We start from the raw sequence: 23,470 nt of genomic DNA, 5'->3' as shown, positions 1-23,470 counted from the left end.
AACGAGACCTGGTTCTATGTATTGCGCTTTATTATTGGCGCGACTGAAGCTGGTTTTCTTCCTGGAATTATTCTGTATTTCACGTATTGGTTTCCAGCTAAAAGACGGGCCCGTATCAACGCCATTTTCATGACATCTATCGCCGCCGCAGGCGTCATTGGTGGGCCAGTCGCGGGTTTTATCATGACTCGCTTCGCGGGTGTCTATGGCTTGGCGGGCTGGCAATGGCTGTTTCTGCTCGAAGGATTGCCAACCATCGGTCTCGGTTTTCTGGTGTTGCTCTGGTTGGACGATAACATCGGCAACGCAAAGTGGTTATCCAATGCGGAAAAGAAGGTATTACAAGACAACATTGATAATGAAAACACAGACATCGTGGTGCACAGTTTTCTTGATGCGATCCGCCAGCCAGCGACCATTTTTTTGTCTATTGTTTACCTCTTCATGCTGATGGGATTATATGGCCTCACTTTTTGGCTACCGCAATTAATCAAGAACACCGGCATCGCCAGTCCGATGACAATCGGTTTGCTAAGCACAATACCGTACGCCGCGGCTGGTGTCGTGATGGTGCTGATTGCACGTAGTTCTGACCGCCATGGTGAGCGGCGCTGGCATCTTGGTCTTTGCATATTCGCCGGTGGGATAGGTTATGTATTAAGCGGATTGTTTGGAGATAACACGGCGATTGCATTGGCGGCACTCACTTTAGCGGCGGTTGGGGTGATTGGCTGTCTACCGGTTTTCTGGACCTTGCCACCGAAATTTTTGACCGGCACCGCGGCCGCTGGCGGGATCGCTTTGATTAACTCAATCGGCAATCTGGGCGGCATTATTAGTCCTTACATGGTGGGTAAGGTAAAAGACGTCACGGGCAGTACAGCGGGAGGGTTATACGCCATTGCGGCTGTCACCATTATTGCCGCACTATTGGTAATGTTTGCTTTGCCACGGAGTATTTCCGGCAAAGATGGCGTCAATTGAAGTTTGGCTCGGCTCGGCCTGTATCGGCGAGTCGTCACGCAATCACGACCGCCATGAATACGGTGGATAGACTTAACAAAGTCAATCCAATGATGAACGCACCGTCAGCATAGTTTTCGAGTCGGGTACTTCCGGCCGAACGCATGGCAGCATAAGAAAGCACGCCGCTGGTCAAAAATACGAGGCTGTTCACTGCAAGCAAATGGCCTAGCCAAAAAGCCAGGCCATTAAATCGGGCAAGTTTGATAATGGAAAGGGCGGTGATGCACACACCAATCATTGTGGCCGATGATGGCAAGATGTGTTGCGACAGGTTATTTGAGTCGTTTGAGCGCATTTTTGACACCGAAATTCCTTCATAACCACTAATTAATTGATCGTGCAGCCGGTACTATCTGTTCTGATTTAGGCATGCATTTTGCTAGACAGTATTTTGTATTAAGGTTCGGTGAAGCGCAAAAATACGAACTGACCGCTTGAAAAAAATCAAGCGGTCAGTAATGTAATGTCTCATTTACTCCCTTATTTAAAGCATAAATAGACAGACTCAGCTTAACCTAACGCCAGTGGGACAAAGATTTTCTGTCCATCACGCTGCACTAACAAGGCAATATTCTTACCCGCCTTGTTCGACAGCTGCCGTAGTTGCTCTACACTATTAACCGGCGTGCCGTTAATAGACAGGATCACATCGCCAGCCTGAATACCCGCTAAAGCCGAAGGGCCGGTTACTTCCCCAACGATGAGTCCACCTGTAACACCGGCTTGTTGTCGTTCGTCCTGATTAAGTGGCCGCACAGCCAAACCAAGTCGACCTTGCGCGCCGCCAGCGTTATCATTAGCCGCGAGCTTGCCCGCATCCATTTCGCCTACTTTGATGGACAGCGATTTAGCCTTACCATGGCGAACGACGTCAATATTTGCGGTACTTCCCGGCTTTGAATCAGCGACAAACTCTGGCAAATCTGCAGAGCGGTCAATTTGCTGTCCGTTAAAACGCAAAATTACGTCGCCAGTTTCCAAACCACCTTTTTCAGCCGGACTACCTTTGTCGACCGATCCGACTAATGCGCCTTCGGCTTTAGGTAATCCAAACGAGCTTGCTAATGCCTGATTAACCTCTTGAACGCTGACGCCGAGATGACCACGGGTTACCTTTCCGTGTTGTACAAGTTGCTGCTCAACATTCATCGCGACATTGATCGGAATGGCAAACGAAAGCCCTTGATAGCCACCCGTCTGACTATAAATCTGTGAGTTAATACCGATAACCTGGCCCTTTATATTAAACAATGGGCCGCCCGAGTTACCGGGATTAACCGCAACGTCTGTTTGAATAAATGGAACGTAATTGTCATCCGGTAAGGATCGTGATTTTGCACTGACAATACCCGCGGTAGCGGTATTTTCAAAGCCGTAAGGGGATCCGATGGCTAATACCGGTTCGCCTACTCTGGTTAGTGCCGGATTACCAATCTGTACGGTCGGCAGGTCTTTTGCCGCAATGCGGATCACTGCAATATCGCTCTGCTTGTCGGAGCCCAATACCTTGGCCTTGAACTCCCTGCGATCCGTTAATTTAACCGTCACCTCTTGCGCGCCATCAACCACATGCGCGTTGGTCAAAATTAAACCGTCGGAACTAATGATGAAGCCAGAACCCAGTCCCCGCATGATTTGCGGCGCATGTGGTACCTGTAATTGAGGGCCAAAGCGCTTGAAAAACTGTGAGAGCGGATCATTGGGGTCAAGTTGTCCTGAACTGCCCTCAGTAGCTGAAACATCGCTGACCTTGGCGCTGCCGGTAACACTAATATTCACCACCGCAGGACCAGAGCGCTCAACAATCGTTGAAAAATCGGTTGCCACCGCTATCGGACCACCAGAGCTCGGCGGCGAAGCCGCAGTGGAGGGCAGCGGCGCAGTGATAACGTTTGCCGCATTAGCATTGGTAATGCCGGTACCAATCCCGTTGGAGTGGATGTAAAAACCCGCAACGACAACCAACACAGCGCTGGCAATAGCACTACGAGCAAATGTCTGACGATTCATGTGGTACTCCCTTGAAGTGGATGGGCCATGTCGTTTCGGCTTCCTTCATCACCATTTACACTGAGCACTAAATTGCACAGTACCACGTCTAATATTTGATGACTTAAGCGGAAACGACCACCCTTGGGATACAGCATAAATTCGAAGAATTAAGCCAGACTTAAAAAGCAGTGTTAAAAAGAAAAATATGTATTTTATTTAAATACTTGTAACGACAACTTTGGTTATTTCAACGTTTGTCTTTCAAAGATTTTTGCAAAGGCTCCTTCAAAATTTATTACCTCATACAGCAAACCGTACGCTCGCAGACAAGCCATTTTTGTCATTGCGAAGGCTAACTGTCGCGTGATGCGCATCAGCAATTTGCTTGACGATTGCCAAGCCCAAGCCGCTGCCGTGAAATTGTCTCTGAGCGCTGGACGCCCGATAGAAACGATCGAATACACGAGGAAGATCCGCTTCAGGTATTCCCGGCCCGCTGTCACGCACCGTTACGATTACCTCACCAACGCCAGTGGTGATAGATACGTCGATAACGCCATGTTCCGGCGTGTGACATAACGCGTTATCGATCAGATTGTTGAAAAGTACGCGCAAGGCATCGACGTTGCCGACAATATTTGCCTGTGTCGCAGTGGTAATTCCCAGATCAATATTGCGGGCAACTGCCGAGGTAGAGAAGTCACCCACCACCGACTGCATCAATGCCGTCAGATCACTTTCGATCACCGCTTGCTGAAAAGCGCCCGGTTCCTGACGTGCCAGGGTCAGCAACTGATTCAATAAATGCGTAGCCCGTTCCAAACCGCGTTTGAGGTCAGAAAAAGACGCTTGCCGATCATCATCGGTGGTCGCACGCTCGGCAAGTTGCACCTGTAATCGTAATGCGGTAAGTGGCGTACGCAATTCATGCGCCGCGTCAGCCACAAACGCACGTTGCGCGTTGATTGCTCCGCCCAATCGTGCCAGCAAATCATTGAGCGCCTGCGTCAATGGTTGAATCTCTTGTGGCAAGCCACCATCCTCAATCGCCGCCAGCGAATGAAAATCTCGTGTCTGGACTTCAGCTGCGGCGCGCTTAATCGGTGCCAGACCACGCCCAATCACCACCCAGATCAATAGTCCCATCAATGGAATAAGTAGCAGCAAAGGAGACACGGTCTTGATTGCCATTTGCGCTGCGATTATCTGTCGCGCCCTCTGCGGCTGCGCCACTTGCACGACGGTATTGCCAATTTGGGCGCTATAAACACGCCAGATAGCATTATTTTGCAGAATATCGGCAAAGCCAAGTTCTGCTTGTAACGGCAATCTGGAGCGCGTATGCGAGTGATAGATGACAACGCCCGTGTTGTCCCAAATCTGAATCATGATATCGTCGCTCAGATCCGGCACGGTGTCATGGTCGGAGTCAATCGGCGAAAAAGCCTGGCGCGGCAACGACGCCACGATCTGCTTCATTTGATAGTCGAATAACTCATTGGCTTCGCTACGCGCCTGGAAATACAACCCAACTCCGGCCAGCAAAATAGCTGCCGTCAATCCGACCGCTAACCATAAAAGCAGATTACTGCGAATGGACCTCATTTGGGCGCCCCATTGGGCACCCCATCGGATACCACTTTTGCCACCGTTTTGGCCACCATATAGCCGACGCCACGCACGTTCTTGATAAAATCACTGCCTAACTTTTTACGCAAGGCGTGGATATACACTTCTACCGCGTTGCTTTCGATGCTGTCATCCCAGCCATACAGCTTTTCCTCTAGTTGCGCGCGTGACAGCACTGCGCCGGGTCGATCCAAAAACGCCCGTAACAGTGCAAATTCACGCGCGGACAAATTGATTTCGCAACCTTCTAGTCGTACTTCATGGGTGGCCGGATTTAACGTTAATTGCCCAACCTCAATCACCGGGTCGGCACGTCCCGATTGTCTTCGTAACAAGGCGCGTATGCGTGCCGCCAGTTCTTCAAGGTCGAATGGCTTAATTAAATAATCGTCTGCACCAGCATCCAGGCCAGCAACCCGATCAGCTATCGCATCGCGGGCAGTGAGGATGAGCACGGGAATCTGGCTCCCGCGCGCGCGTAACGATTTCAGTACGTCCAGACCATTTTTTTTCGGCAAGCCAAGATCAAGGAGTAATAATTCATAGTCTTCTTGGGCGACCGCGACTTCGGCTGCTTTGCCGTCCTGCACCCAGTCCACAGCAAAACCGTCCAGCCGTAACCCCTTGCGCACGGCCTCGCCGACCATTAGATCATCTTCGACCAATAACAGACGCATGGGATAGATCCTTTTCTATATTAAGCGGTACTCATCAACGTAACAAGTAGACCTAAAAATCAATGTTTCCGACAGTTTAACGGCAAATAATTAAGTCCCCCTTAAGGTATTTTTTTGCCTTAAGTGTAAAAAAATACTGCAAAGTAGCTATTTGGGGCTTTTTTGTTAAGCGCTAAAACCGAAGTGCGAGTAAACTTCGTCTATTGCGATGATATGGGATTTCACCATATGAAACGCTGCTTCCAATAAATTAAACTCCACATTAGTTTAGCGCCCTAAGGATCGGTAACAGGAAGCACCAATCCGAAAAGGCAGCACACCAATACATCAACAAACATACAACGACAAGAGGATCACCGTGACTGCAGGTAAATCGACCATCATCTACACGCTAACTGACGAAGCGCCGCGCCTGGCAACTTGTTCCTTCCTGCCAATCATCAGAACGTTTACTGCACCAGCCGATATCACCATCGTCAAGAGCGATGTGTCGGTTTCAGCGCGGATTCTTGCTGAGTTCTCTGACTGCCTGGCTGAAGGCCAACAAGTACCCGACAATCTGGCTGAATTAGGCCGCCTGACCCAAGAACCCGATACTAATATCATCAAGCTACCAAATATCAGTGCTTCGGTTCCCCAGCTTATTGCTGCTATTCGTGAATTGCAGACACGTGGATTTGCCATTCCGGATTTCCCTGAAGACCCGAAGACCGATGTAGAGAAAGCAATTTTGAAGCGTTATTCCAAGGCCTTGGGCAGCGCGGTCAATCCAGTATTGCGCGAAGGGAACTCTGACCGTCGTGCTCCTGCAGCGGTCAAGCGCTATGCACGTAAGAACCCGCATTCCATGTCTAAATGGAGTCCGGCATCGCGCACGCATGTTTCCCACATGCATGGTGGCGATTTCTACGCTAGCGAAAAATGTCTGACGCTGGACAAAGCTTGCGACGTCAAGATGGAACTAGTCACGAAAGATGGCAAAGTCATTGTATTGAAGAATAAGGTGTCGCTACTCAACGGCGAGATTATCGACAGTATGTTCATGAGCAAGAAGGCGCTTTGCAAGTTTTACGAAGAACAAATGGAAGACGCCCGCGTAACTGGCGTGATGCTCTCGTTGCACGTCAAGGCAACGATGATGAAAGTGTCGCATCCGATTGTTTTTGGCCATGCAGTAAAGATCTTCTACAAAGACGCTTTTGCCAAGCACGGTAAGTTATTTGAAGAACTCGGCGTCAATGCCAACAATGGTCTGAGCAGCGTCTATGACAAGATCGCGACCTTGCCAGAATCCAAGCGCGATGAAGTTATTCATGATTTGCACGCTTGTCATGAACACCGTCCAGAACTGGCGATGGTCGATTCAGCCAAGGGTATCTCCAATCTGCATGCACCGAACGACGTGATCGTAGATGCCTCAATGCCTGCCATGATCCGTCTCGGCGGCAAAATGTGGGGCGCGGATGGCCGCCCTAAAGATACCAAAGCAGTGATTCCGGAAAGTACGTTCGCCCGTATCTATCAGGAAATGATTAACTTCTGCAAAACCAACGGTGCCTTCGATCCAACTACGATGGGAACTGTGCCAAACGTCGGCCTGATGGCGCAAAAGGCCGAAGAGTACGGGTCGCATGACAAAACTTTTGAAGTGCCCGGCGATGGCGTGGCGCGTATTGTCGACTTTGACGGTAACGTATTGTTAGAGCAAAACGTGGAAGAGGGCGATATCTGGCGTATGTGTCAGGTCAAGGATGAGCCGATCCGCGACTGGGTAAAGCTGGCCGTCAATCGTGCTCGTTTATCCGGCATGCCAGCGGTTTTCTGGCTTGATGAATACCGTCCGCACGAAGCAGAATTGATCAAAAAGGTCAAAACTTACCTCAAAGAATACAATCTGTCGGGTCTCGATATCCAGATCATGTCGCAAGTTCGGGCAATGCGTTACACCTTGGAGCGCGTGATCCGCGGCAAAGATACCATCTCGGTGACCGGTAATATTTTGCGTGATTATCTGACTGATTTGTTTCCTATTATGGAGCTGGGGACCAGTGCCAAAATGCTATCGATCGTGCCATTGATGGCCGGCGGCGGCATGTTTGAAACCGGTGCGGGCGGCTCGGCTCCAAAGCACGTCAAGCAATTGGTCGAAGAAAACCATCTGCGTTGGGACTCATTAGGCGAGTTCCTGGCGTTGGCTGTGTCATTGGAAGATGTCGGCATCAAAACGGGCAACAACAAGGCAAAGATTCTGGCTAAAACGCTCGATGACGCCACCGGCAAACTTCTCGACAACAACAAATCACCATCACCACGTACCGGTGAACTGGACAACCGCGGCAGTCAATTCTATTTGGCCATGTACTGGGCACAAGCATTGGCTGAGCAGACCGAAGATGCGCAGTTGCAAGCGCACTTTGCGCCTTTGGCTAAAACTCTGGCCGATAACGAAGAAAAGATCTCCGCAGAGTTCAAGGCGGTACAAGGTAAACCGGTCGATATCGGCGGTTACTTTCTGGTTGATCTGGAGAAGGTCAAGGCGATCATGCGGCCTAGTGCGACTTTCAATGCCGCTTTGAAGAACGCGCAAATCTGAAAGTAAAGTGAAGTAAATTAAAATAAAGGCAGATCTGCACCTTGACGGGTGTGGATCTGCCTTTATTTACGTACGGTGACGTAACAGCAAAAAAGTGGACTATGTCGATCCATAACTGATTACGACCACGTTTACTCTTCAATTTGAAGAGCGTCTGAAATTTTTATGTGCAGCAAAGCAGACACAGAATTATTTACACCCGCACATCTTGCGCTCCGTCCTGGCAAAATCTCCCAATCGTCAAGGCCTGGAAAGTATGGCGTTAATAGTCACTCATTTTCACTTCAACATTCTACTCATCACGTCATCTTTCAATACAAAGCGATGAAACAATGCTGCCGAAACGTGAAGAATAATCAGCGCAAAAAGAACCCACGCCATCACGCCATGGACATCGCCCATATCATGTCCGAAAGATGATCCTTTGGCGGTTAGTGCAGGTAATGGAATAATATTGAAAACCCGCACAACCCAACCACGGGATGATGCATTTGCCCAGCCCAAAAGCGGTGTGACGATCAACGCGGCGTACAAAAGAAAATGCGTTGCGCTTGCTACGCGGCGGAGCCAGAGCGACGATCTATCTGGTGGTGGTGAATGTGTTACCCGCCATACAACCCGAATAAAAATAGTTAATATCAGAGCGCCACCAACAAAGAGATGCCACCAGATACCGCCTTCAACCTTAGTATCTCGACCTACATCGTCCATCAACCATCCAATGACAAATTGTACCGAGATCAAAAATACCGTTAGCCAATGCAACGTGCGGGCAACGCCATCATATGATGACCTCTTCATTAATGGTTTTTGAATCACAATGACCTCCTAAATGGTGTTACGTCGATTTTATTAAATGTGCGTCAATAAATTCAGCAATGTATATGCGGAAAATATCTACAAAATATTCGCGGATTTTTCTTTGCCTGGCCGGTCGCAGATTGTCAGATTTTTACTATCCAAAAGCAATAGAGACTTTTACATTTTTTATATTAGATACACCGTACACGCATTGTAGAGCCTATTCCGGTAGCTTTTGGTTTGGTTGCGCGGTCACCAAGACACATCTACTAAGTATGAGTAGCAAAACTTAGGACAAGCATAGTGCACCCGTCGGAGTTGATCAGATCACTGCGCTGGCGGCGCGCTTTCTTGCCTGAATTGTTTGGGCGTCATTCCTGTTTCTCGCTTAAACGCACGACTAAAATAGGCGGGATCCTGAAAACCAAGCTCATAAGCGATACTGGATATACTGGCGGGGACGTAGGTTAACTTGCGTCGGGCTTCCAGCATCAGACGCTGCTGCGTCATGTCGAAGGCTGATTTTCCGCCTAACTTAAGGCATAAACGGTTCAGGCGAATTTCAGCAATATGCAGCTGATTTGCATACTGGGCCACGCTCCATTGTTCATAATAATGCGCTTCGACCAGTGCCCGAAAGCGACTAAACGTCTCGAAGCTGGCACGTCCGGTCAGATTGGCGCTGCGATGATCGGTGTGTTGGCGCAGTAACAGCAATAAAACGCTCCGTGCCAGCCAATCCAGCATCAACGCATGACCATCTAACGGGCTTGAAAATTCCGTCATTAAATATCCGAGTAACGACTCAATGCGTTGTCGCACTTCTGGCGCGCTGGCCAGGTCAATTGCCAACGGTTCCAAAAACAGCACGGAAAAAATGTCATCCTGCATCCCAGCCTGCGCGCCAAACAGGACGCTTTGGTCAATCGTTAGGACAAAGCCGTGCGCCTCTTGCGAAAATTCAAAACCGTGGACCACGGAGGGATGAATGGTGATTGCCGTCGGGCCCACGCAATTCCACGTAGCGCTGTCGATCTGAGCCCGAACCTGACCACCTAACAAAAACAGCACCTGAAACAGTCCACTATGCGTGTGACTGGCAATGTGCCAATCGTATAGGCGGCTCCGCGTCTCGATTAATTCGATATGTAGGAACTCAGCGGGATTGATCGGTGTGACTTCGCCATATAGGGTGAACTGGGGGATTTCGGGCGTTCTCATGACGCTTTCCGTGTGATGTGTTTGTCAAAATAGTACAAGAAATTGATGGTTTGATCCATTTTTTATTGGCGATCCATCGACTACGATCAAAGTAATCAAAAGAATAGTACAAAAATTGGAGATCACAGATGAACACACAGGTAGCGATTATCGGTGCCGGTCCTGCCGGACTATTGCTGTCACATTTATTGCATTTGAGGGGCATTGAATCGGTGGTGCTGGAATCCCGTACGCGTGCCGATATCGAATCAACCATTCGTGCAGGGGTGTTGGAGCAAGGCACAATGGACATACTAAATGAGGCTGGCGTCGGTGTACGGATGCGTAGCGAAGGTGCGCTGCATCACGGCATTGAACTTGCTTTTGGCGGAAAGCGTCACCGCATCGACTTGAGTGAACTCACCGGTCGTGCCATTACCGTCTATGCCCAGCACGAGGTCATCAAGGATCTGGTTGCAGTCCGTGTTGCCGCAGATGCTCAACTGCTGTTCGAAGTGAGTGATGTTAGCCTCCATGCTATTGACAGCGAGCAACCCTCGGTTCGGTTCAAGCATGGTGGCGAGCCACAGCAATTAAAAGCCGATTTCGTGATCGGTTGTGATGGTTTTCACGGTATCGCCCGTGCAACTATTCCAGACATTTCACGTCGCGACTATCAACGCATCTATCCATTCGGTTGGTTCGGCATTCTGGTGGAGTCGGCTCAGTCTTCGGATGAGCTAATTTATGCACAGCATGACCGCGGGTTTGCGCTGGTCAGCACGCGTTCGCCGATGGTACAGCGACATTATTTTCAATGTGATCCAAAAGATGAGGTAGCCAATTGGTCTGACGACCGCATTTGGTCCGAACTTCATACACGGTTAGAAAATCGTGACGGCTGGAAATTAAAAGAAGGCAAAATTTTTCAGAAAAATATCATTGGCATGCGTAGCTTCGTATCGACGCCGATGCAACATGGCCGGCTTTTCCTCGCAGGTGACTCCGCGCACATCGTCCCGCCCACTGGCGCTAAAGGTATGAATCTGGCGGTGGCCGACGTTCGTCTGCTGTCGATTGCGCTGGATGAGTTTTATAAAAAGGGGCAGCAAGACCAGTTGGACACTTACACTGAAACAGCACTCAAGCGGATCTGGCGCGCAGAACATTTTTCCTGGTGGATGACCAGCTTGTTGCATCGATTTGAGGACGCATCGCCATTTCAGAAAGAGTTACAGCGCGCAGAGCTGGAGTACGTCATTAGTTCACGCGCTGCATCGACGGTTTTAGCTGAAAATTATGTTGGATTGCCGTTCGTCTGAACGCCAACTACGATGACGGCGGCTTAGTCAGCAAAGGTTAAAAAGGATAAGCACGAGAATAGCAAAAGATGCGCATAAATCACCATCATCCCGATGGGAGATTTTAATTATTTTTACAAAAAACATAGGTAAGTGGTTGTGGCATTATTTGTACTGAATTTGTACTGACAATAGGCATTTTAATGCCAATATTTAATAATAATAGGAGACATTTCAATGAACCAAAGCAACAATCTCGACGATAAGGGTGCTGCGTCAAACACGCAGTCGAGCACTGTAGTGCGCCCAGCATCTGGTCCGGCATCTAGCCCAGAATCTAGCAATCCCGCGCAGACCGTCAATGTCCAGGACTTTCTTAATAATCACCCATTTTCGCCATTTCAGTGGTTAATTTTTGCATTGTGTTTTGTCGTCGTTTTATTGGATGGCTTTGACACAGCTGCGATTGGTTTCATCGCACCATCGCTTCTTAAGGAGTGGGGCATGACGAGACCCGAGCTTGCACCGGTACTCAGTGCAGCGTTATTCGGCTTAGCGGCTGGTGCATTGATTGCCGGTCCGATGGCAGATCGAATGGGACGCAAACTGGTGCTGAGTATCTCAGTACTATTGTTCGGCGTGGCGTGTACATGGTCTTCGTTCGCCCCAAATCTGGCACAACTAACGGCCTTGCGCTTCGTAACCGGCCTTGGTCTTGGTGCGGCGATGCCAAGTGCCGTCACATTGATGAGTGAATACTGCCCTGATCAACGACGCTCGACGCTTACCAACGCTATGTTTTGCGGTTTTCCTTTGGGTGCTGCATGTGGCGGTTTCCTGGCGGCGTGGATGATTCCTCAATGGGGCTGGCGTAGTGTGTTGTTGACCGGTGGTATAGCGCCATTACTGTTGGCGGTATTGATGCTGCGGTTTCTGCCAGAATCAGTACGCTACATGGTGGCGAAGGGGCAGCCAGCGCAGCGTATACGCGCCGCGCTTAGCCGTATATCGGCCACAGTGGCTGATGCCCGATCATTCGTAATGACCGAAAAAACGACGACAGACAAGGCGAAAAGTGGAGTCAGTGTGGTGCTTTCACGCACATACATTACAGGTTCGGTCATGCTGTGGTTGACCTACTTCATGGGCCTAGTGATCTTCTATGCACTGATTAACTGGATGCCGTTATTGCTGAAGGATGCCGGTTTGACACCTAAGACCGCGGCGCTCGTATCTGCCTTGTTTCCCTTGGGCGGTGTAGGTGCAATACTGTGCGGTTGGTTGATGGACCGTTTTAATGCCAATCGCGTCATCGCCGTGTGCTATACGCTCACTGCGGTGTGCATCTATGCAATCGGGCAGGTTGCCGGCAATGTCGGCGCTTTGATGCTCGTCGTATTTGTAGGAGGAACATTAATGAACACCGCACAATCGTCGATGCCCGCATTGGCGGCTGCTTTCTATCCTACGCAAGGGCGTGCCACTGGCGTCGCCTGGATGCTAGGCTTAGGTCGTTTTGGCGGAATTGCAGGCTCGTTTTTGGTCGCCGAATTAACCCGTCGCCAGTTTGGCTTCAGTGGGATATTCACGGTTCTGGCATTTGCCGGATTGATCGCAGCGGCGGCTTTGCTGGTCAAGCAAACCGCGCAAGGGAAAAGCGTTCGATGATATTAAATTAAGGTGATCCGTTCATTGCACCTTATTTTTATAATATTGAAGCCGGCGTCTGTCATGCTTTTATCTCAGCGCTCTCCCGTGTATTTCCACATCACGGGAAGCGCGCTGACTAAGCTGCGAATCTCATTTCAGCAGCTTTAAAACGAATTTTTTTCTTATATGTGTTCAGCAACAGTTGAGGTACATGTCTGAGCGTTCCCAATAAGGCTAATTCTTAATCCTTATTTCTAACGCGCCTTAGACGGTTTCAAAAAGTCCGCGTAACTTTCGTGCGGCATCCTTCATTTGCGGCAAGAACGCCATCAAATCAGTCAAACTGGCACGCGCGGTTGCAGAGTGACAAACCAGTGCGGCGGCGACTTTCCCTGTTTCGGATAACACCGGCACAGCAATGCCGACCATGCCGCGTACAAATTCCTCGTTATCTAAACCAATCCCTTGCTGGGCCAATCTGTCGAGTTCTTCTTCGAGCGCTTTCCTATCTGTCAAAGTCCGCGGTGTCATGCGCGGCAAAGGCAGTTGGTTAAGTATCTCTTTCCTTTCTAGTCGACTCATATGGGCCAACAGCAGTTTTCCACCCGCAGTGCAATGTAGCGGAAGCCGTGCACCTGGCTCGATATGCAATCTCAGCGGTTCCTGGGTTTCGACCCGATCAATATAAACAACCCGGTCCCCCTCCAGCACGGTCAGATTGCAGGTTTCTCCGATTGATTGGACCAGCGAACGCAATATTGCGCGACACGTACGTCTAAAACCGTTGTTGCCCAACGTTGCTAAAGCCAACTGGGTGGCGCGAGGTCCCAGCACATAGCCGTGTTCACCCGGAAGAATTAGTAGGTAATTGTTGGCGATCAAGGTTTCCAACAGACGTGCCAACGTAGCCTTTGGGATATTTAGCCGGGTTGCCAGTTGCGACGCAGTGATCGGTTGGGTTGCGGCAGCTACCCTTTCCAGCACAGTGATTACCCGCATCACGCGGGCTTCAAGATGCTGTATCTCCAAAGCATTTTTTGTTTTTATATCTTCCATGGTCCACGGTTTTGAGTCAAAAAAGCGATTTATCGTCTCATTAAGCCCGACTTGATAAAAAATAAGTTGAGAGCATCAGATCTTGCTTGTATTGATGGTGACAGGACGTAATTACATGACTGCTGCATACAACACACTTTAAAGTTTATACCTCGGAATTTAAGTTTATTCAATCGTCCACTATATCGGGTAATTGACGATGCTAAGCGCTTAACAAGTATTGAGGATAGCCGAAAATAGGGCGTTTGATCAGAAGAACAATAGGGTGCATTAATCAGCCAAGTGCAATGACTAAAGGCGCATGGAGCAATGCTCTCAACGGTTACTCACCGCCGCTCATCCATTGTTGTAGTTCGAGGGATTGGCCGGTTCAAGGAAAAGGACACGTAGTATGCAAACATATGATTATGTGATTGTTGGTGCAGGTTCGGCCGGGTGCGTTTTAGCAAATCGCTTGAGTGCTAACGGCAAATATACCGTTTGCTTATTAGAGGCGGGTCCTCGTGACCGGTATGGCTGGATACACCTTCCTATCGGTTATGCCAAGACAATGTTCCACAAAACCTATAACTGGGGGTTCTACACCGAACCAGAACCAAACCTCAATGATCGTAAGATTTATTGGCCGCGCGGTCGTACCTTAGGCGGCTCAAGCTCTATTAATGGATTGGTCTATGTGCGCGGTCAAAAACGCGATTACGACCATTGGGCCGCGTTGGGCAACACCGGCTGGAGTTGGGACGACTGTCTGCCATACTTTAAGCGGCTCGAACACAACGATCAGGGCGAATCAGCGACCCGCGGCGGTGATGGCCCAATATGGGCAACCACTATTCCGGGCAATAATAAACTGGTTGATGCTTTTATTGCTGCATCAAAACAGAACGGCGTGCCAGTGGTGGCCGATTTCAATACCGGCGAACAGGAAGGTGTGGGGTATTTTCAGTTGACCACCCGTAATGGCTTACGCTGTTCGACCGCGGTTGCTTACCTGAATCCCGCACGCAAAAATAACAATCTGCATATTGAAACCGATGCGCAGGCCACACTGATTCAGTTTCAAGGTACACGGGCGATCGGCGTGGCCTACCGAAAAGGTGGGCAAGCGCAGGAAGTCCGTGCCGCGCGCGAGGTGCTTTTGTGCGCCGGCGCGTTGCAATCTCCTCAACTGCTCCAATTATCGGGCGTCGGACCGGCAGCCTTGCTACAAAAATTTGATATTCCTGTCGTGCGTGACTCACCAGGGGTTGGTGCAAACCTGCAAGACCATCTTCAGGTGCGACTGATGTACGAGGTGAGTGAAAAAATTACCACCAACGACGCGCTCAATTCAATATGGGGAAAAGCCAGGATGGGTTTGCAGTGGTTGACCGCACGGACTGGCCCTTTGGCGCTAGGTATCAATATGGCCGGCATGTTTTGTCGTGCATTGCCGGACGAAAACGCAACACCAGATACGCAGTTTCACTTTGCGACCGTGTCGGCTGAACATGCGGCAGGGAATGTTCACGCTTTTTCCGGCTGTACGTATTCCGTTTGTCAGCTACGTCCGGAGTCGCGCGGACATGTCAATATCCAGTCGCGTGATCCATTTACTGCACCGTCGATCCAACCCAACTATCTGGCGACCGAGTTGGATCGTCGCACTACGATTGCAGGGGTGAAGTTTGCGCAACGCGTGGCGAATACCGCGCCGATGAAGCAATACATGAAACGCTCGTATCGACCAACCCCCGATATACAAAGCGACGAAGAAATTCTGGCTTTTTGTCGACAACACGCAACCACCATTTTTCACCCGTCAGGAACCGCCAGGATGGGGCCATCTTCCGACCCGATGGCGGTGGTCGATGCGCGACTTCGGGTTCATGGTATGTCAGGACTTCGGGTTGTCGATTGTGCAATCATGCCGACGCTCATTTCTGGCAATACCAACATACCGACTGTGATGATCGCTGAAAAAGCCGCTGACATGATTCTGGAGGACGCTGCCTCGCGAAGCTACGAGGCAACGCTGAAGATAGACACTGCAAGCGAACAAGGAGCACCCGCAACCATATCTGCGACAGCACTGGTTTAACGTTTTTGAGTTTTTCAGTTTTACAAAACATCCGAATTAATCGGAGAAAAAAGCAGGCGGGGAAAAAATATTCTCCGCATCACCATAAGAACTAACGTTTTTGGAGTGAGACATCATGGCAGCAGACCGCAATATAACAAACGTTACCAATCCAGGTAATAAGGTAACAGATAAAAAAACCCTTCGGCGGGTTGCAATGGCCAGCATCATTGGGGCAACGATAGAGTGGTATGACTTTTTCCTGTACGGCGTCGTCGCCAGTATTGTGTTGAACAAGTTGTATTTTCCGACTGGCGACCCGGCAACTTCCACGATGCTGGCGTATGCCACTTTTGCGGTAGGCTTTATGGCGCGCCCCTTGGGTGGCGTTATCTTTGGCCACTTCGGCGATAAAGTGGGGCGCAAGAGTATGCTGGTGATCACACTCATGATTATGGGCGTCTCCACGGTTGCTATCGGGCTTATTCCGACTTACAACCAAATCGGTTATTGGGCACCTGCATTACTCTTGTTTTTTCGTATTATTCAAGGAATCGGGCTGGGTGGAGAATGGGGTGGTGCCGTCTTGATGGCATATGAATATGCGCCGTCGAATCGCCGCGGTTTTTATACCAGTCTGCCTCAGATCGGATTGTCGCTGGGTGTACTGATTTCTGCCGGTTTCGTGGCGGGACTATCGGCCCTCCTGACTGAAGAACAGTTCATGGCATGGGGTTGGCGTCTTGGATTCGTGTTGTCGTTTGGCTTGGTTTTGTTTGGATTATGGATACGCCTGAAGGTCATGGAAACGCCTGAGTTTGCGCAATTAAAGCAAAATCGTGGTGAAGCCAAGATACCCTTCACCGATATGATCAAGCGCTTCCCAGGCAATATTTTGTTAGGGTTGGGTGCGCGCCATATTGACGGTGTTTTCTTTAATATTTTCAGCGTTTTCTCCATCAGCTACCTCACTAAAACCATCGGGATGACACGTACCGATGCGTTGATAGGTGTGATGATTGGCGCAGCGGTGCTGACCGTTTTTATCCCTATTTTTGGGCGTTTATCCGACAAAGTCGGTCGTCCCGCCTTATACACCTGGGCCTCGATTCTTACTGGCCTGAGTTGCTTCCCTGCATTTTGGATTATGTCGCATGCCGGTGGTAATACCACGTTGATATGGGCCGCGATCGCGGTACCGTTTGGCATTATCTATGCTGCGGTCTACGGCACTGTTGCCGTCTTTCTGTGCGAGCTTTTCGATGCACGTGTGCGCTATACCGGCATTTCATTCGTGTATCAATTCTCTAGCGTGATTGCTGGTGGTGTTACTCCAATTGTGGCGACCATATTATTGACCATGAACGGGGGCAAACCGTGGCTCATTTGCAGCTACGTCTTGGGTACCAGCGTTGTGTCTTCTATTTGTGCTTATGCTATTCGGCGTCGTGCTGTTGCTGCGCGTGCAGCAGGCGTCGAACACTACGGCGAAATTCAGAAGACTTCCCAAGCAGTAACTTCCACCGCTTAATAAGTAGGTCTGACAACCTCAATGAGGAAAATAAAATGACAGAGCATTCACAATATTCAGTCCCCGCATCTACCTTCATTAGCGCGTTCAAACGATGCGGTATTGATTTCATTACGACCGTACCTGATATGTTGCAAATCGCATTGCACCAATCCCTGGACAATCCAGTACATGGTATCAAAGTGGTGAATTGCACCACCGAAGATCAGGCCATTGAAACTGCGGCTGGATTGTATGCCGGTGGGGCGAATCCTGCCGTGCTGATACAAAACCAGGGGTTCTATGCTGGGATTAATAGTGTGCGCGCGTTGGGACTGGACTCTGGAGTGCCACTTTTTTTCGTTATCGGGCAATTTGGACGAGAGTTTTCTAATTTGGGTCAAGATCCGTTGCAGTCCAAACGTCGCATGGTGCGCATGATGGAGCCGCTACTCGACACGCTCGACATTCCCCACTGGCGTTTGGAAGGACCGCAAGACAGCGACAACATCGAGAAAGCATGGTGTGCTTCGCGCGAGCGTAAAGGACCTGTCGCTTTGTTGGTCGGTCACTTTGTAGGCTGGTAGCGGACCGGTAACAGGCAATAAAGGATCTAATGGTCCTTTGTCTCGTTAGTTCCGAAACCCGCGCAACAAGAAAAAACTGTTAACGATGTACCAAGAGGGAATGCATATGATGATGACATTAGAAGCTTGCGAAGTTCTCGCCGAAGTGCGTGGTGACGCAATTGTGGTGTGTACGATGGGCGCGATGAATGCGCTCGATAAATTACCGATATCGCCGCTGACGATGGCCTGCGTACCGTTGATGGGTGGCGCGGCTTCGATTGGACTAGGATTGGCGTTGGCGCGTCCGGAGAAAAAGGTATTCGTGCTAGACGGCGATGCCAGTCTGTTGATGGAGCTTGGCAGTCTGGTATCGGTCGCTCAGGCGGCACCGCCTAATTATTTTCATTTTTTGGTGAATAACGGTGTCCAATTTGCAGGATTAGGCAATTTGGTAACACCAGGACACGGCAGCGCCGATTTTACCGGTCTAGCAAAGTCAGCCGGTTATCGTTCAACGTATCGCTTTACCTCAGTGACAGCGTTAAAAGAAGGAATCAATGCGGTCCTGAACGGTGTCGCGCCCGCGTTTGTTGAACTTGTAGTGGGTTACGATAAACCGGCCCTTGGTATCGACAATCCGTCGATCGAGATGACTGATGCGCGCTTTACCCGCATGGGCGACGAGATTAGGCGAATCAGGGCGCATCTCGGAGTAGAAGCCGAGGTATAACGTTTGATACCTCGCAATACGTCAACATAGGGGACATGTAATTCACCGCTAATCCACCCGTTGCCTGTTTTCATTATGTTTTAACCGAACGGGTGGATTTTTCCTTTTCTCTTAGTTACTCTTCTCCTGCCCCTGTCGTAGCCGCGTACTGAATAGCGCAGCCAGCACTAGAATTCCGGCCATGATTAGCAATCCGTTGGTCACTTTGCCGGTAGTCTGCTCAATGATTCCCATCACCGACGGACCGATAAAGCCGCCGATCAACCCGCACGTATTGACCAAAGCCAGACCGCCAGCTAATGCCGGTCCGGCAAGACGGGACGATGGATAAATAAAGATAATCGACTGCACTACAAAAAACATAGACGCTGTCAGGCAGAAACCGATCATTCCAACAAGCGGCCCAGACAAGGCGGCCAGTAGCAAACCGACCGACATGATGATCAAGCCGTTAAACAGTATTTTGCGGCAGCGTTGGGGCGTGTTTGCGTAGCGTGGCAAGATGGCTGCGCCAGCCGCGGCGGCAAGCCACGGTACCGAGTTTAACAAGCCAATTTGCAAAGGCGTCAATTTGGCGTACGTTGCGATAATACTGGGCAGGAAAAAGATCACGGTATATATAGTAATCTGATGGCAAAAATAAACCAAAATCGCAAGCCAGATTTGTTTATCGGCAAGGCATTGTTTGAACGAATGCCCGACTTGTCCGGATTGCATTTGCTCGGCGCGCTCAGCAGCCAGACGTGACTCAATCGTCTGCGCCTCTTGCGGCGTTAGCCAACTCGCGGATGAAGGGCCATCCGGCAATTTCTTCCATACGACAAATGCCAGGACGACCGCAGGCAATCCTTCCAGCATAAACAGCCATTGCCAGCCGTGCCAGCCAAACAGCGTGTCCAACTGGAGTAATGCGCCGCCAACCGGACCGCTAAGAATATTGGCGATACAGACACCGAGTAAAAAATAGCCGGTAGCGCGTACCCGCTCTTCACGGCGAAACCAATAAGTCAGATACAACATCACACCGGGGAAAAGTCCTGCTTCCGCAGCGCCAAGCAGCAATCGCATGACATAGAACGACGTTTCTCCCTGTATGAAGGCCATGCTACAGGACAGGATTCCCCAGGTAATCATAATCCGCGTGATCCAGAACCGCGCGCCAACCTTATGCATCATCAGATTGCTAGGAATTTCAAACAAGGCATACGTCAGAAAAAATAACCCGGCACCCAGGCCATACGCCGCCGCCGAGATACCCAGATCAATCCCGATTGCGTGCTTGGCAAGAGCAATGTTGGTTCGATCCAGAAAACTGATCACGTACGCTATCACCAACAACGGCATCAGCTTACGAAACACCGTTCGGTCCAGCGTACTTTGTGTTGAATGCAACATAGTCTGCAATTCTGCATTTGCATTAATTGCCATGAAATGGGTCTCCTCTTAACTCTCAAAATAGTTTAAAACGGTCGCGAGCTTTGTTGCTTCTTATCGACCGCATACAATTACATCCCATCACAAAAAATAGCGGGATGAAGGCTGGCGTAAATAAACGTTTAAAATACCACGTTATCTTGTCCTTTTAATGCCAGCATAGCGCGAGCTTCTTGTGGTGTTGCCACTTCTAGCGACAGGCCTTCAATTACCTGCCGTATCTTGCGCACCTGCGCGGCGCTTGATTCGGCTAATTGTCCCGGACCGATCCATAGCGAATCCTCAAGCCCGACGCGGACGTTTGATCCTTGCGCCAAGCCGATGGTGGCTAATGGGATCTGGTTACGACCCGCACCAAGAATCGACCATACGTAGTCGTTTCCAAACAACCGATCTGCTGTACGTTTCATGTGGGCGAGATCTTCAGGATGCGCGCCAATGCCACCGAGTAAACCGAATACGCTTTGTACAAAGAAGGGCGCTTTAGCCAAACCGCGATCGGCGAAATGCGCCAGGTTATACAGATGAGAAATGTCGTAGCACTCGTGTTCAAATCGTGTTCCGTTTGCACCGCACGAGGTCAGCACATATTCGATATCGGCGAAGGTGTTCTTGAATACCAGATCACGACTTTTTTCTAAATGTTCACGTTCCCATGGATGCTTGAATTCCTTAAACCGATCAAGCATCGGATACAAGCCGAAATTCATTGATCCCATATTCAGCGACGCCACTTCAGGTTGGAAGCGCAAAGCCGGTTGCAAGCGTTCCTCCACCGTCATGTGCGGACTGCCGCCGGTAGTCAGGTTAATCACGGCATCGGTTTCTGCTTTGATCTGTGGCAAAAACTTTTCAAAGACTGCCGGATCTTGCGTCGGCTTACCGTTTTCCGGATCGCGTGCATGTAAATGTATTATTGCGGCACCTTCCCGTGCGGCAGCCAGCGCTGCATCCGCAATTTGTTGCGGTGTGACTGGCAAAAATGGTGACATCGTTGGTGTATGTATCGCGCCGGTTGGGGCGCAAGTGATGATGACTTTACGTGTTGCGGACATGTTGTCTCCCAATAAAATGTAGATTAATTATTTTCACGAATGACTGCGATGATGCGTAATGGCTATTTGTAATGACGATCGTGATGTGCCGATTAAAGCGTCTCGACGTTTCGGCACACGGAAATAGCTTGGCCGGATAGGGCGCTACCTGCGGGAGAACATAAAAACAGCACACTCGCTGCAATTTCTTCCTGCGTGACCATCCTCTTAAGCGATATTTTGTCCAGATAACTCGCCTCCATCGATTCGTAACTAACGCCCACTTGTTCGGCCCTGGCCCTGATCACGCGCTCCATACGCGGCCCTTTTACGATGCCCGGTTGTATCGCGTTAACGCGAATGTTGTCCGGCCCCAGTTCAATCGCAAGGCTCTTCGCTAGCCCCACCAAAGCCCATTTGGTCGATGAGTAGGGAGTACGATAGGCATAGCCAAGGCGACCCGCAACGGATGAAATAAATACAATGGAGCCGCCGTCTGGTGCGCTACGCAGCATTGGCACCGCGTGCCGCATGAAGTAGAAATGGCTGTTCAAATTGACCGCAACGGTCTTTTCCCAATCGGCAATCGGGATCTCATCGATACCACCCGTTGGCCCTGCGATTCCGGCATTGTTGATCAGCACGTCAAGTCCCCCAAGCTTGCTACGCACATCATCGAATACGCGTTCAACCGCGGCCGCATCGGAGACGTCGGCGCAACTGCCTGTGATAACTAATGTCTTTAACGTTTTTAATGCTGCAATGGCATTGGCATCGACATCACAAACATGCACACGCGCACCAGCTTCAACAAAGGCTTTTGCAATCTCTAGTCCAATGCCAGAAGCCCCACCTGTGATAAGAACCCGCAATCCTGGTCGCGGTGTTAATAATTGCAATACACCCATTATTGGTCTCCTAATTACGTTGTTTTCAATTTCAACTGTTACCGTTTTTGCCTGTAACGCGTGTTCTTCAAAGGCGCTAAGGCGATTGCTTTATTTGTATTGTGATCTGTGATCACACATGGCAAAATGTAGCCATTGGCCGATCCTCTGTCAACATTTTTTTCAACCCAGTCAATTTATTGTGCCAAGGCTCAACAATTTGACTGGGTTGTGCGGTGTATACTTTTGCCATGACAATATCTGAACTTGTAATTCCACTGAAACGCCAGACCATGAGTGTGGAGGTCTACGACCAGCTCAAAGAACTTCTAATGAGTGGGCGAATGATGCCTGGAGAGCAACTCTCGTTACGCACTGTTGCCGCAGCGCTAGGCGTCAGTGTCATGCCGGTACGCGAAGCTATGCAGCGTCTGGTTGCTGAACAAGCGTTGGTGCTGACGTTAAATCGGACACTTCGTGTGCCGACTATGACCGTTAGTCAGTTCCGTGAAATCACACAGATTCGAATCAATCTGGAAGGTTTAGCAACAGAACAGGCTACTTATGCGCTTCAGTCCTCTGCCGTGCGAAAAATCTCGGAGTTACACCAGCGCTTTGCCAACGAAATGGCACTTACGGAGCCAGACAGCTCCGTGCTGGTCCGCCTGAACAAGGAATTACACTTCGCGATTTACCAAGGCGCATGTATGCCTATGTTGATGCAACTCATTGAGACGTTGTGGGTACGCGTTGGTCCTATTTTGAATTACGATTTGCATTCCGGCTCACGCCGTGTGGTAGAGCAAGTGGCGGTCAGCCATCATCTTGGTCTGATCGATGCTCTGGAACGCCGCGACGGCATCGCGGCAAGAGCCGCACTGCAAGGGGATATAGAAAGCGCAGCTGAATTTATCGTTTCTGCCGGTGTGCTGGTGATCGCGGACGCCCCTACTTAATAGGCTGAAACCCCGAAAAATCGGATGACTCCATCTACAGGCGATAAGGTCAAACATCAATTATAAAATCGGTAAATAAGCTATCAGGTCGTTTCCGGTTTGCGTTCGTAAATCTGGCGGAGAATAGCTTCGCACAACTGACATTCCTCCTTACCACCTGGATAGAAATTTGGCCGCGGTACGCCCAGCCTAACCCTAATTTCATGTTAAAACTTTACATGCAAAACTTTTGAAAGAGGGTGTTTATAGAAAGTTCGATAAAGAGGGCTAAGTACGGTTCAGAAAAATTCATATCAAATATTCATATTATGCAAGAAAGAAATGTTTCTTTATAAAAATTTCTTGTTATTAGGCAATATTAAAGAG

Annotated in this window: 19 protein-coding genes; 9 read left to right on the top strand and 10 right to left on the bottom strand. The window is 49.7% G+C overall.

What is annotated here, in order from left to right; genetic code table 11:
• Positions 1-984: MFS transporter (locus tag QN379_RS20790; protein ID WP_323507509.1), on the top strand; the 984-nt coding region annotated here is incomplete at its 5' end.
• 34 nt (positions 985-1,018) lie between these two features.
• On the opposite strand, the gene QN379_RS20785 is transcribed toward QN379_RS20790, so the two are convergent.
• From QN379_RS20785 to QN379_RS20770, 4 genes are all read right to left on the bottom strand, one after another.
• Positions 1,019-1,321, bottom strand: coding sequence for a hypothetical protein (locus tag QN379_RS20785; RefSeq protein ID WP_322238585.1), 303 nt, complete (start codon positions 1,319-1,321; stop codon positions 1,019-1,021).
• Between the two features lie 215 nt (positions 1,322-1,536).
• Positions 1,537-3,036, bottom strand: a complete 1,500-nt coding sequence (locus tag QN379_RS20780) for a DegQ family serine endoprotease (protein WP_323507508.1) — start codon at positions 3,034-3,036, stop codon at positions 1,537-1,539.
• Positions 3,037-3,318: 282 nt separating this feature from the next.
• Positions 3,319-4,623 carry an ATP-binding protein gene (locus QN379_RS20775; protein ID WP_323507507.1) on the bottom strand — a complete coding sequence of 435 codons (1,305 nt, stop codon included), beginning with the start codon at positions 4,621-4,623 and terminating at the stop codon, positions 3,319-3,321.
• Positions 4,620-5,324 (bottom strand): response regulator transcription factor, encoded by a 705-nt coding sequence (locus QN379_RS20770; RefSeq protein WP_323507506.1) that lies wholly within the window; start codon positions 5,322-5,324, stop codon positions 4,620-4,622. Before QN379_RS20770 ends, QN379_RS20775 begins: the two co-directional genes overlap by 4 nt.
• A gap of 358 nt (positions 5,325-5,682) precedes the next feature.
• Here QN379_RS20770 and QN379_RS20765 point away from each other — a divergent pair, with 358 nt between their 5' ends.
• Complete coding sequence (locus QN379_RS20765; protein WP_323507505.1) at positions 5,683-7,917, top strand: NADP-dependent isocitrate dehydrogenase; 2,235 nt, start codon at positions 5,683-5,685, stop codon at positions 7,915-7,917.
• A gap of 279 nt (positions 7,918-8,196) precedes the next feature.
• Here QN379_RS20765 and QN379_RS20760 read toward each other — a convergent pair whose 3' ends face one another.
• Both QN379_RS20760 and QN379_RS20755 read right to left on the bottom strand, forming a co-directional pair.
• Positions 8,197-8,718, bottom strand: a complete 522-nt coding sequence (locus tag QN379_RS20760) for a cytochrome b (protein ID WP_322238590.1) — start codon at positions 8,716-8,718, stop codon at positions 8,197-8,199.
• 327 nt (positions 8,719-9,045) lie between these two features.
• Positions 9,046-9,939 carry a helix-turn-helix domain-containing protein gene (locus QN379_RS20755; RefSeq protein WP_322238591.1) on the bottom strand — a complete coding sequence of 298 codons (894 nt, stop codon included), beginning with the start codon at positions 9,937-9,939 and terminating at the stop codon, positions 9,046-9,048.
• Between the two features lie 128 nt (positions 9,940-10,067).
• Here QN379_RS20755 and QN379_RS20750 point away from each other — a divergent pair, with 128 nt between their 5' ends.
• Together QN379_RS20750 and QN379_RS20745 are read left to right on the top strand one after the other, a co-directional pair.
• Positions 10,068-11,240, top strand: coding sequence for a 4-hydroxybenzoate 3-monooxygenase (locus tag QN379_RS20750; protein WP_323507504.1), 1,173 nt, complete (start codon positions 10,068-10,070; stop codon positions 11,238-11,240).
• Positions 11,241-11,456: 216 nt separating this feature from the next.
• Positions 11,457-12,887: an MFS transporter gene (locus QN379_RS20745; protein ID WP_322238593.1), complete on the top strand. Its 1,431-nt coding sequence runs from the start codon at positions 11,457-11,459 to the stop codon at positions 12,885-12,887.
• A gap of 246 nt (positions 12,888-13,133) precedes the next feature.
• Here QN379_RS20745 and QN379_RS20740 read toward each other — a convergent pair whose 3' ends face one another.
• Positions 13,134-13,925 carry an IclR family transcriptional regulator gene (locus QN379_RS20740; RefSeq protein WP_323507503.1) on the bottom strand — a complete coding sequence of 264 codons (792 nt, stop codon included), beginning with the start codon at positions 13,923-13,925 and terminating at the stop codon, positions 13,134-13,136.
• 391 nt (positions 13,926-14,316) lie between these two features.
• On the opposite strand from QN379_RS20740, the gene QN379_RS20735 reads away from it, so the two are divergent.
• The 4 genes from QN379_RS20735 to QN379_RS20720 all read left to right on the top strand — a co-directional run bounded on the left by QN379_RS20735 (position 14,317) and on the right by QN379_RS20720 (position 18,793).
• The gene (locus QN379_RS20735) at positions 14,317-16,005 is read left to right on the top strand and encodes a choline dehydrogenase (protein WP_322238595.1); all 1,689 of its coding nucleotides are present in this window, start codon (positions 14,317-14,319) and stop codon (positions 16,003-16,005) included.
• A gap of 115 nt (positions 16,006-16,120) precedes the next feature.
• On the top strand, positions 16,121-17,515 hold the full coding sequence (locus QN379_RS20730; protein WP_322238596.1) for an MFS transporter: 1,395 nt from the start codon (positions 16,121-16,123) through the stop codon (positions 17,513-17,515).
• Positions 17,516-17,550: 35 nt separating this feature from the next.
• Positions 17,551-18,081, top strand: a complete 531-nt coding sequence (locus QN379_RS20725) for a thiamine pyrophosphate-binding protein (RefSeq protein WP_323507502.1) — start codon at positions 17,551-17,553, stop codon at positions 18,079-18,081.
• Positions 18,082-18,187: 106 nt separating this feature from the next.
• Positions 18,188-18,793, top strand: coding sequence for a thiamine pyrophosphate-dependent enzyme (locus QN379_RS20720; protein ID WP_322238598.1), 606 nt, complete (start codon positions 18,188-18,190; stop codon positions 18,791-18,793).
• Between the two features lie 111 nt (positions 18,794-18,904).
• Here the strand turns inward: QN379_RS20720 and QN379_RS20715 are convergent, their stop codons facing one another.
• The 3 genes from QN379_RS20715 to QN379_RS20705 form a co-directional block, all read right to left on the bottom strand.
• Positions 18,905-20,188 carry an MFS transporter gene (locus tag QN379_RS20715; protein WP_322240661.1) on the bottom strand — a complete coding sequence of 428 codons (1,284 nt, stop codon included), beginning with the start codon at positions 20,186-20,188 and terminating at the stop codon, positions 18,905-18,907.
• Positions 20,189-20,349: 161 nt separating this feature from the next.
• The gene (locus QN379_RS20710) at positions 20,350-21,282 is read right to left on the bottom strand and encodes a 3-keto-5-aminohexanoate cleavage protein (RefSeq protein WP_323507501.1); all 933 of its coding nucleotides are present in this window, start codon (positions 21,280-21,282) and stop codon (positions 20,350-20,352) included.
• Positions 21,283-21,374: 92 nt separating this feature from the next.
• Positions 21,375-22,169, bottom strand: a complete 795-nt coding sequence (locus QN379_RS20705) for an SDR family oxidoreductase (protein WP_322238600.1) — start codon at positions 22,167-22,169, stop codon at positions 21,375-21,377.
• 230 nt (positions 22,170-22,399) lie between these two features.
• Here QN379_RS20705 and QN379_RS20700 point away from each other — a divergent pair, with 230 nt between their 5' ends.
• Positions 22,400-23,104, top strand: a complete 705-nt coding sequence (locus QN379_RS20700; RefSeq protein ID WP_323507500.1) for a GntR family transcriptional regulator — start codon at positions 22,400-22,402, stop codon at positions 23,102-23,104.
• The last annotated feature ends 366 nt before the right edge of the window (positions 23,105-23,470 follow it).

The sequence above is a fragment of the Glaciimonas sp. Gout2 genome (genome assembly GCF_035018905.1).
In the GTDB taxonomy this organism is placed as follows: Bacteria; Pseudomonadota; Gammaproteobacteria; order Burkholderiales; family Burkholderiaceae_D; genus Glaciimonas.
The sequence above is the reverse complement of the archived record's forward strand: the minus strand, read 5'-3'. Positions and strand labels throughout refer to the sequence as shown.

Excerpts from the sequence above, each read along its gene's own strand:
- QN379_RS20715 (WP_322240661.1), bottom strand. The coding sequence starts at position 20,188 with ATGTTGCATTCAACACAAAGTACGCTGGACCGAACGGTGTTTCGTAAG.
- QN379_RS20780 (WP_323507508.1), bottom strand. The coding sequence starts at position 3,036 with ATGAATCGTCAGACATTTGCTCGTAGTGCTATTGCCAGCGCTGTGTTG.
- QN379_RS20725 (WP_323507502.1), top strand. The coding sequence starts at position 17,551 with ATGACAGAGCATTCACAATATTCAGTCCCCGCATCTACCTTCATTAGC.
- QN379_RS20730 (WP_322238596.1), top strand. The coding sequence starts at position 16,121 with ATGGCAGCAGACCGCAATATAACAAACGTTACCAATCCAGGTAATAAG.
- QN379_RS20750 (WP_323507504.1), top strand. The coding sequence starts at position 10,068 with ATGAACACACAGGTAGCGATTATCGGTGCCGGTCCTGCCGGACTATTG.
- QN379_RS20735 (WP_322238595.1), top strand. The coding sequence starts at position 14,317 with ATGCAAACATATGATTATGTGATTGTTGGTGCAGGTTCGGCCGGGTGC.
- QN379_RS20740 (WP_323507503.1), bottom strand. The coding sequence starts at position 13,925 with ATGGAAGATATAAAAACAAAAAATGCTTTGGAGATACAGCATCTTGAA.
- QN379_RS20785 (WP_322238585.1), bottom strand. The coding sequence starts at position 1,321 with ATGCGCTCAAACGACTCAAATAACCTGTCGCAACACATCTTGCCATCA.
- QN379_RS20710 (WP_323507501.1), bottom strand. The coding sequence starts at position 21,282 with ATGTCCGCAACACGTAAAGTCATCATCACTTGCGCCCCAACCGGCGCG.
- QN379_RS20705 (WP_322238600.1), bottom strand. The coding sequence starts at position 22,169 with ATGGGTGTATTGCAATTATTAACACCGCGACCAGGATTGCGGGTTCTT.
- QN379_RS20755 (WP_322238591.1), bottom strand. The coding sequence starts at position 9,939 with ATGAGAACGCCCGAAATCCCCCAGTTCACCCTATATGGCGAAGTCACA.
- QN379_RS20745 (WP_322238593.1), top strand. The coding sequence starts at position 11,457 with ATGAACCAAAGCAACAATCTCGACGATAAGGGTGCTGCGTCAAACACG.
- QN379_RS20770 (WP_323507506.1), bottom strand. The coding sequence starts at position 5,324 with ATGCGTCTGTTATTGGTCGAAGATGATCTAATGGTCGGCGAGGCCGTG.
- QN379_RS20720 (WP_322238598.1), top strand. The coding sequence starts at position 18,188 with ATGATGATGACATTAGAAGCTTGCGAAGTTCTCGCCGAAGTGCGTGGT.
- QN379_RS20700 (WP_323507500.1), top strand. The coding sequence starts at position 22,400 with ATGACAATATCTGAACTTGTAATTCCACTGAAACGCCAGACCATGAGT.
- QN379_RS20775 (WP_323507507.1), bottom strand. The coding sequence starts at position 4,623 with ATGAGGTCCATTCGCAGTAATCTGCTTTTATGGTTAGCGGTCGGATTG.
- QN379_RS20760 (WP_322238590.1), bottom strand. The coding sequence starts at position 8,718 with ATGAAGAGGTCATCATATGATGGCGTTGCCCGCACGTTGCATTGGCTA.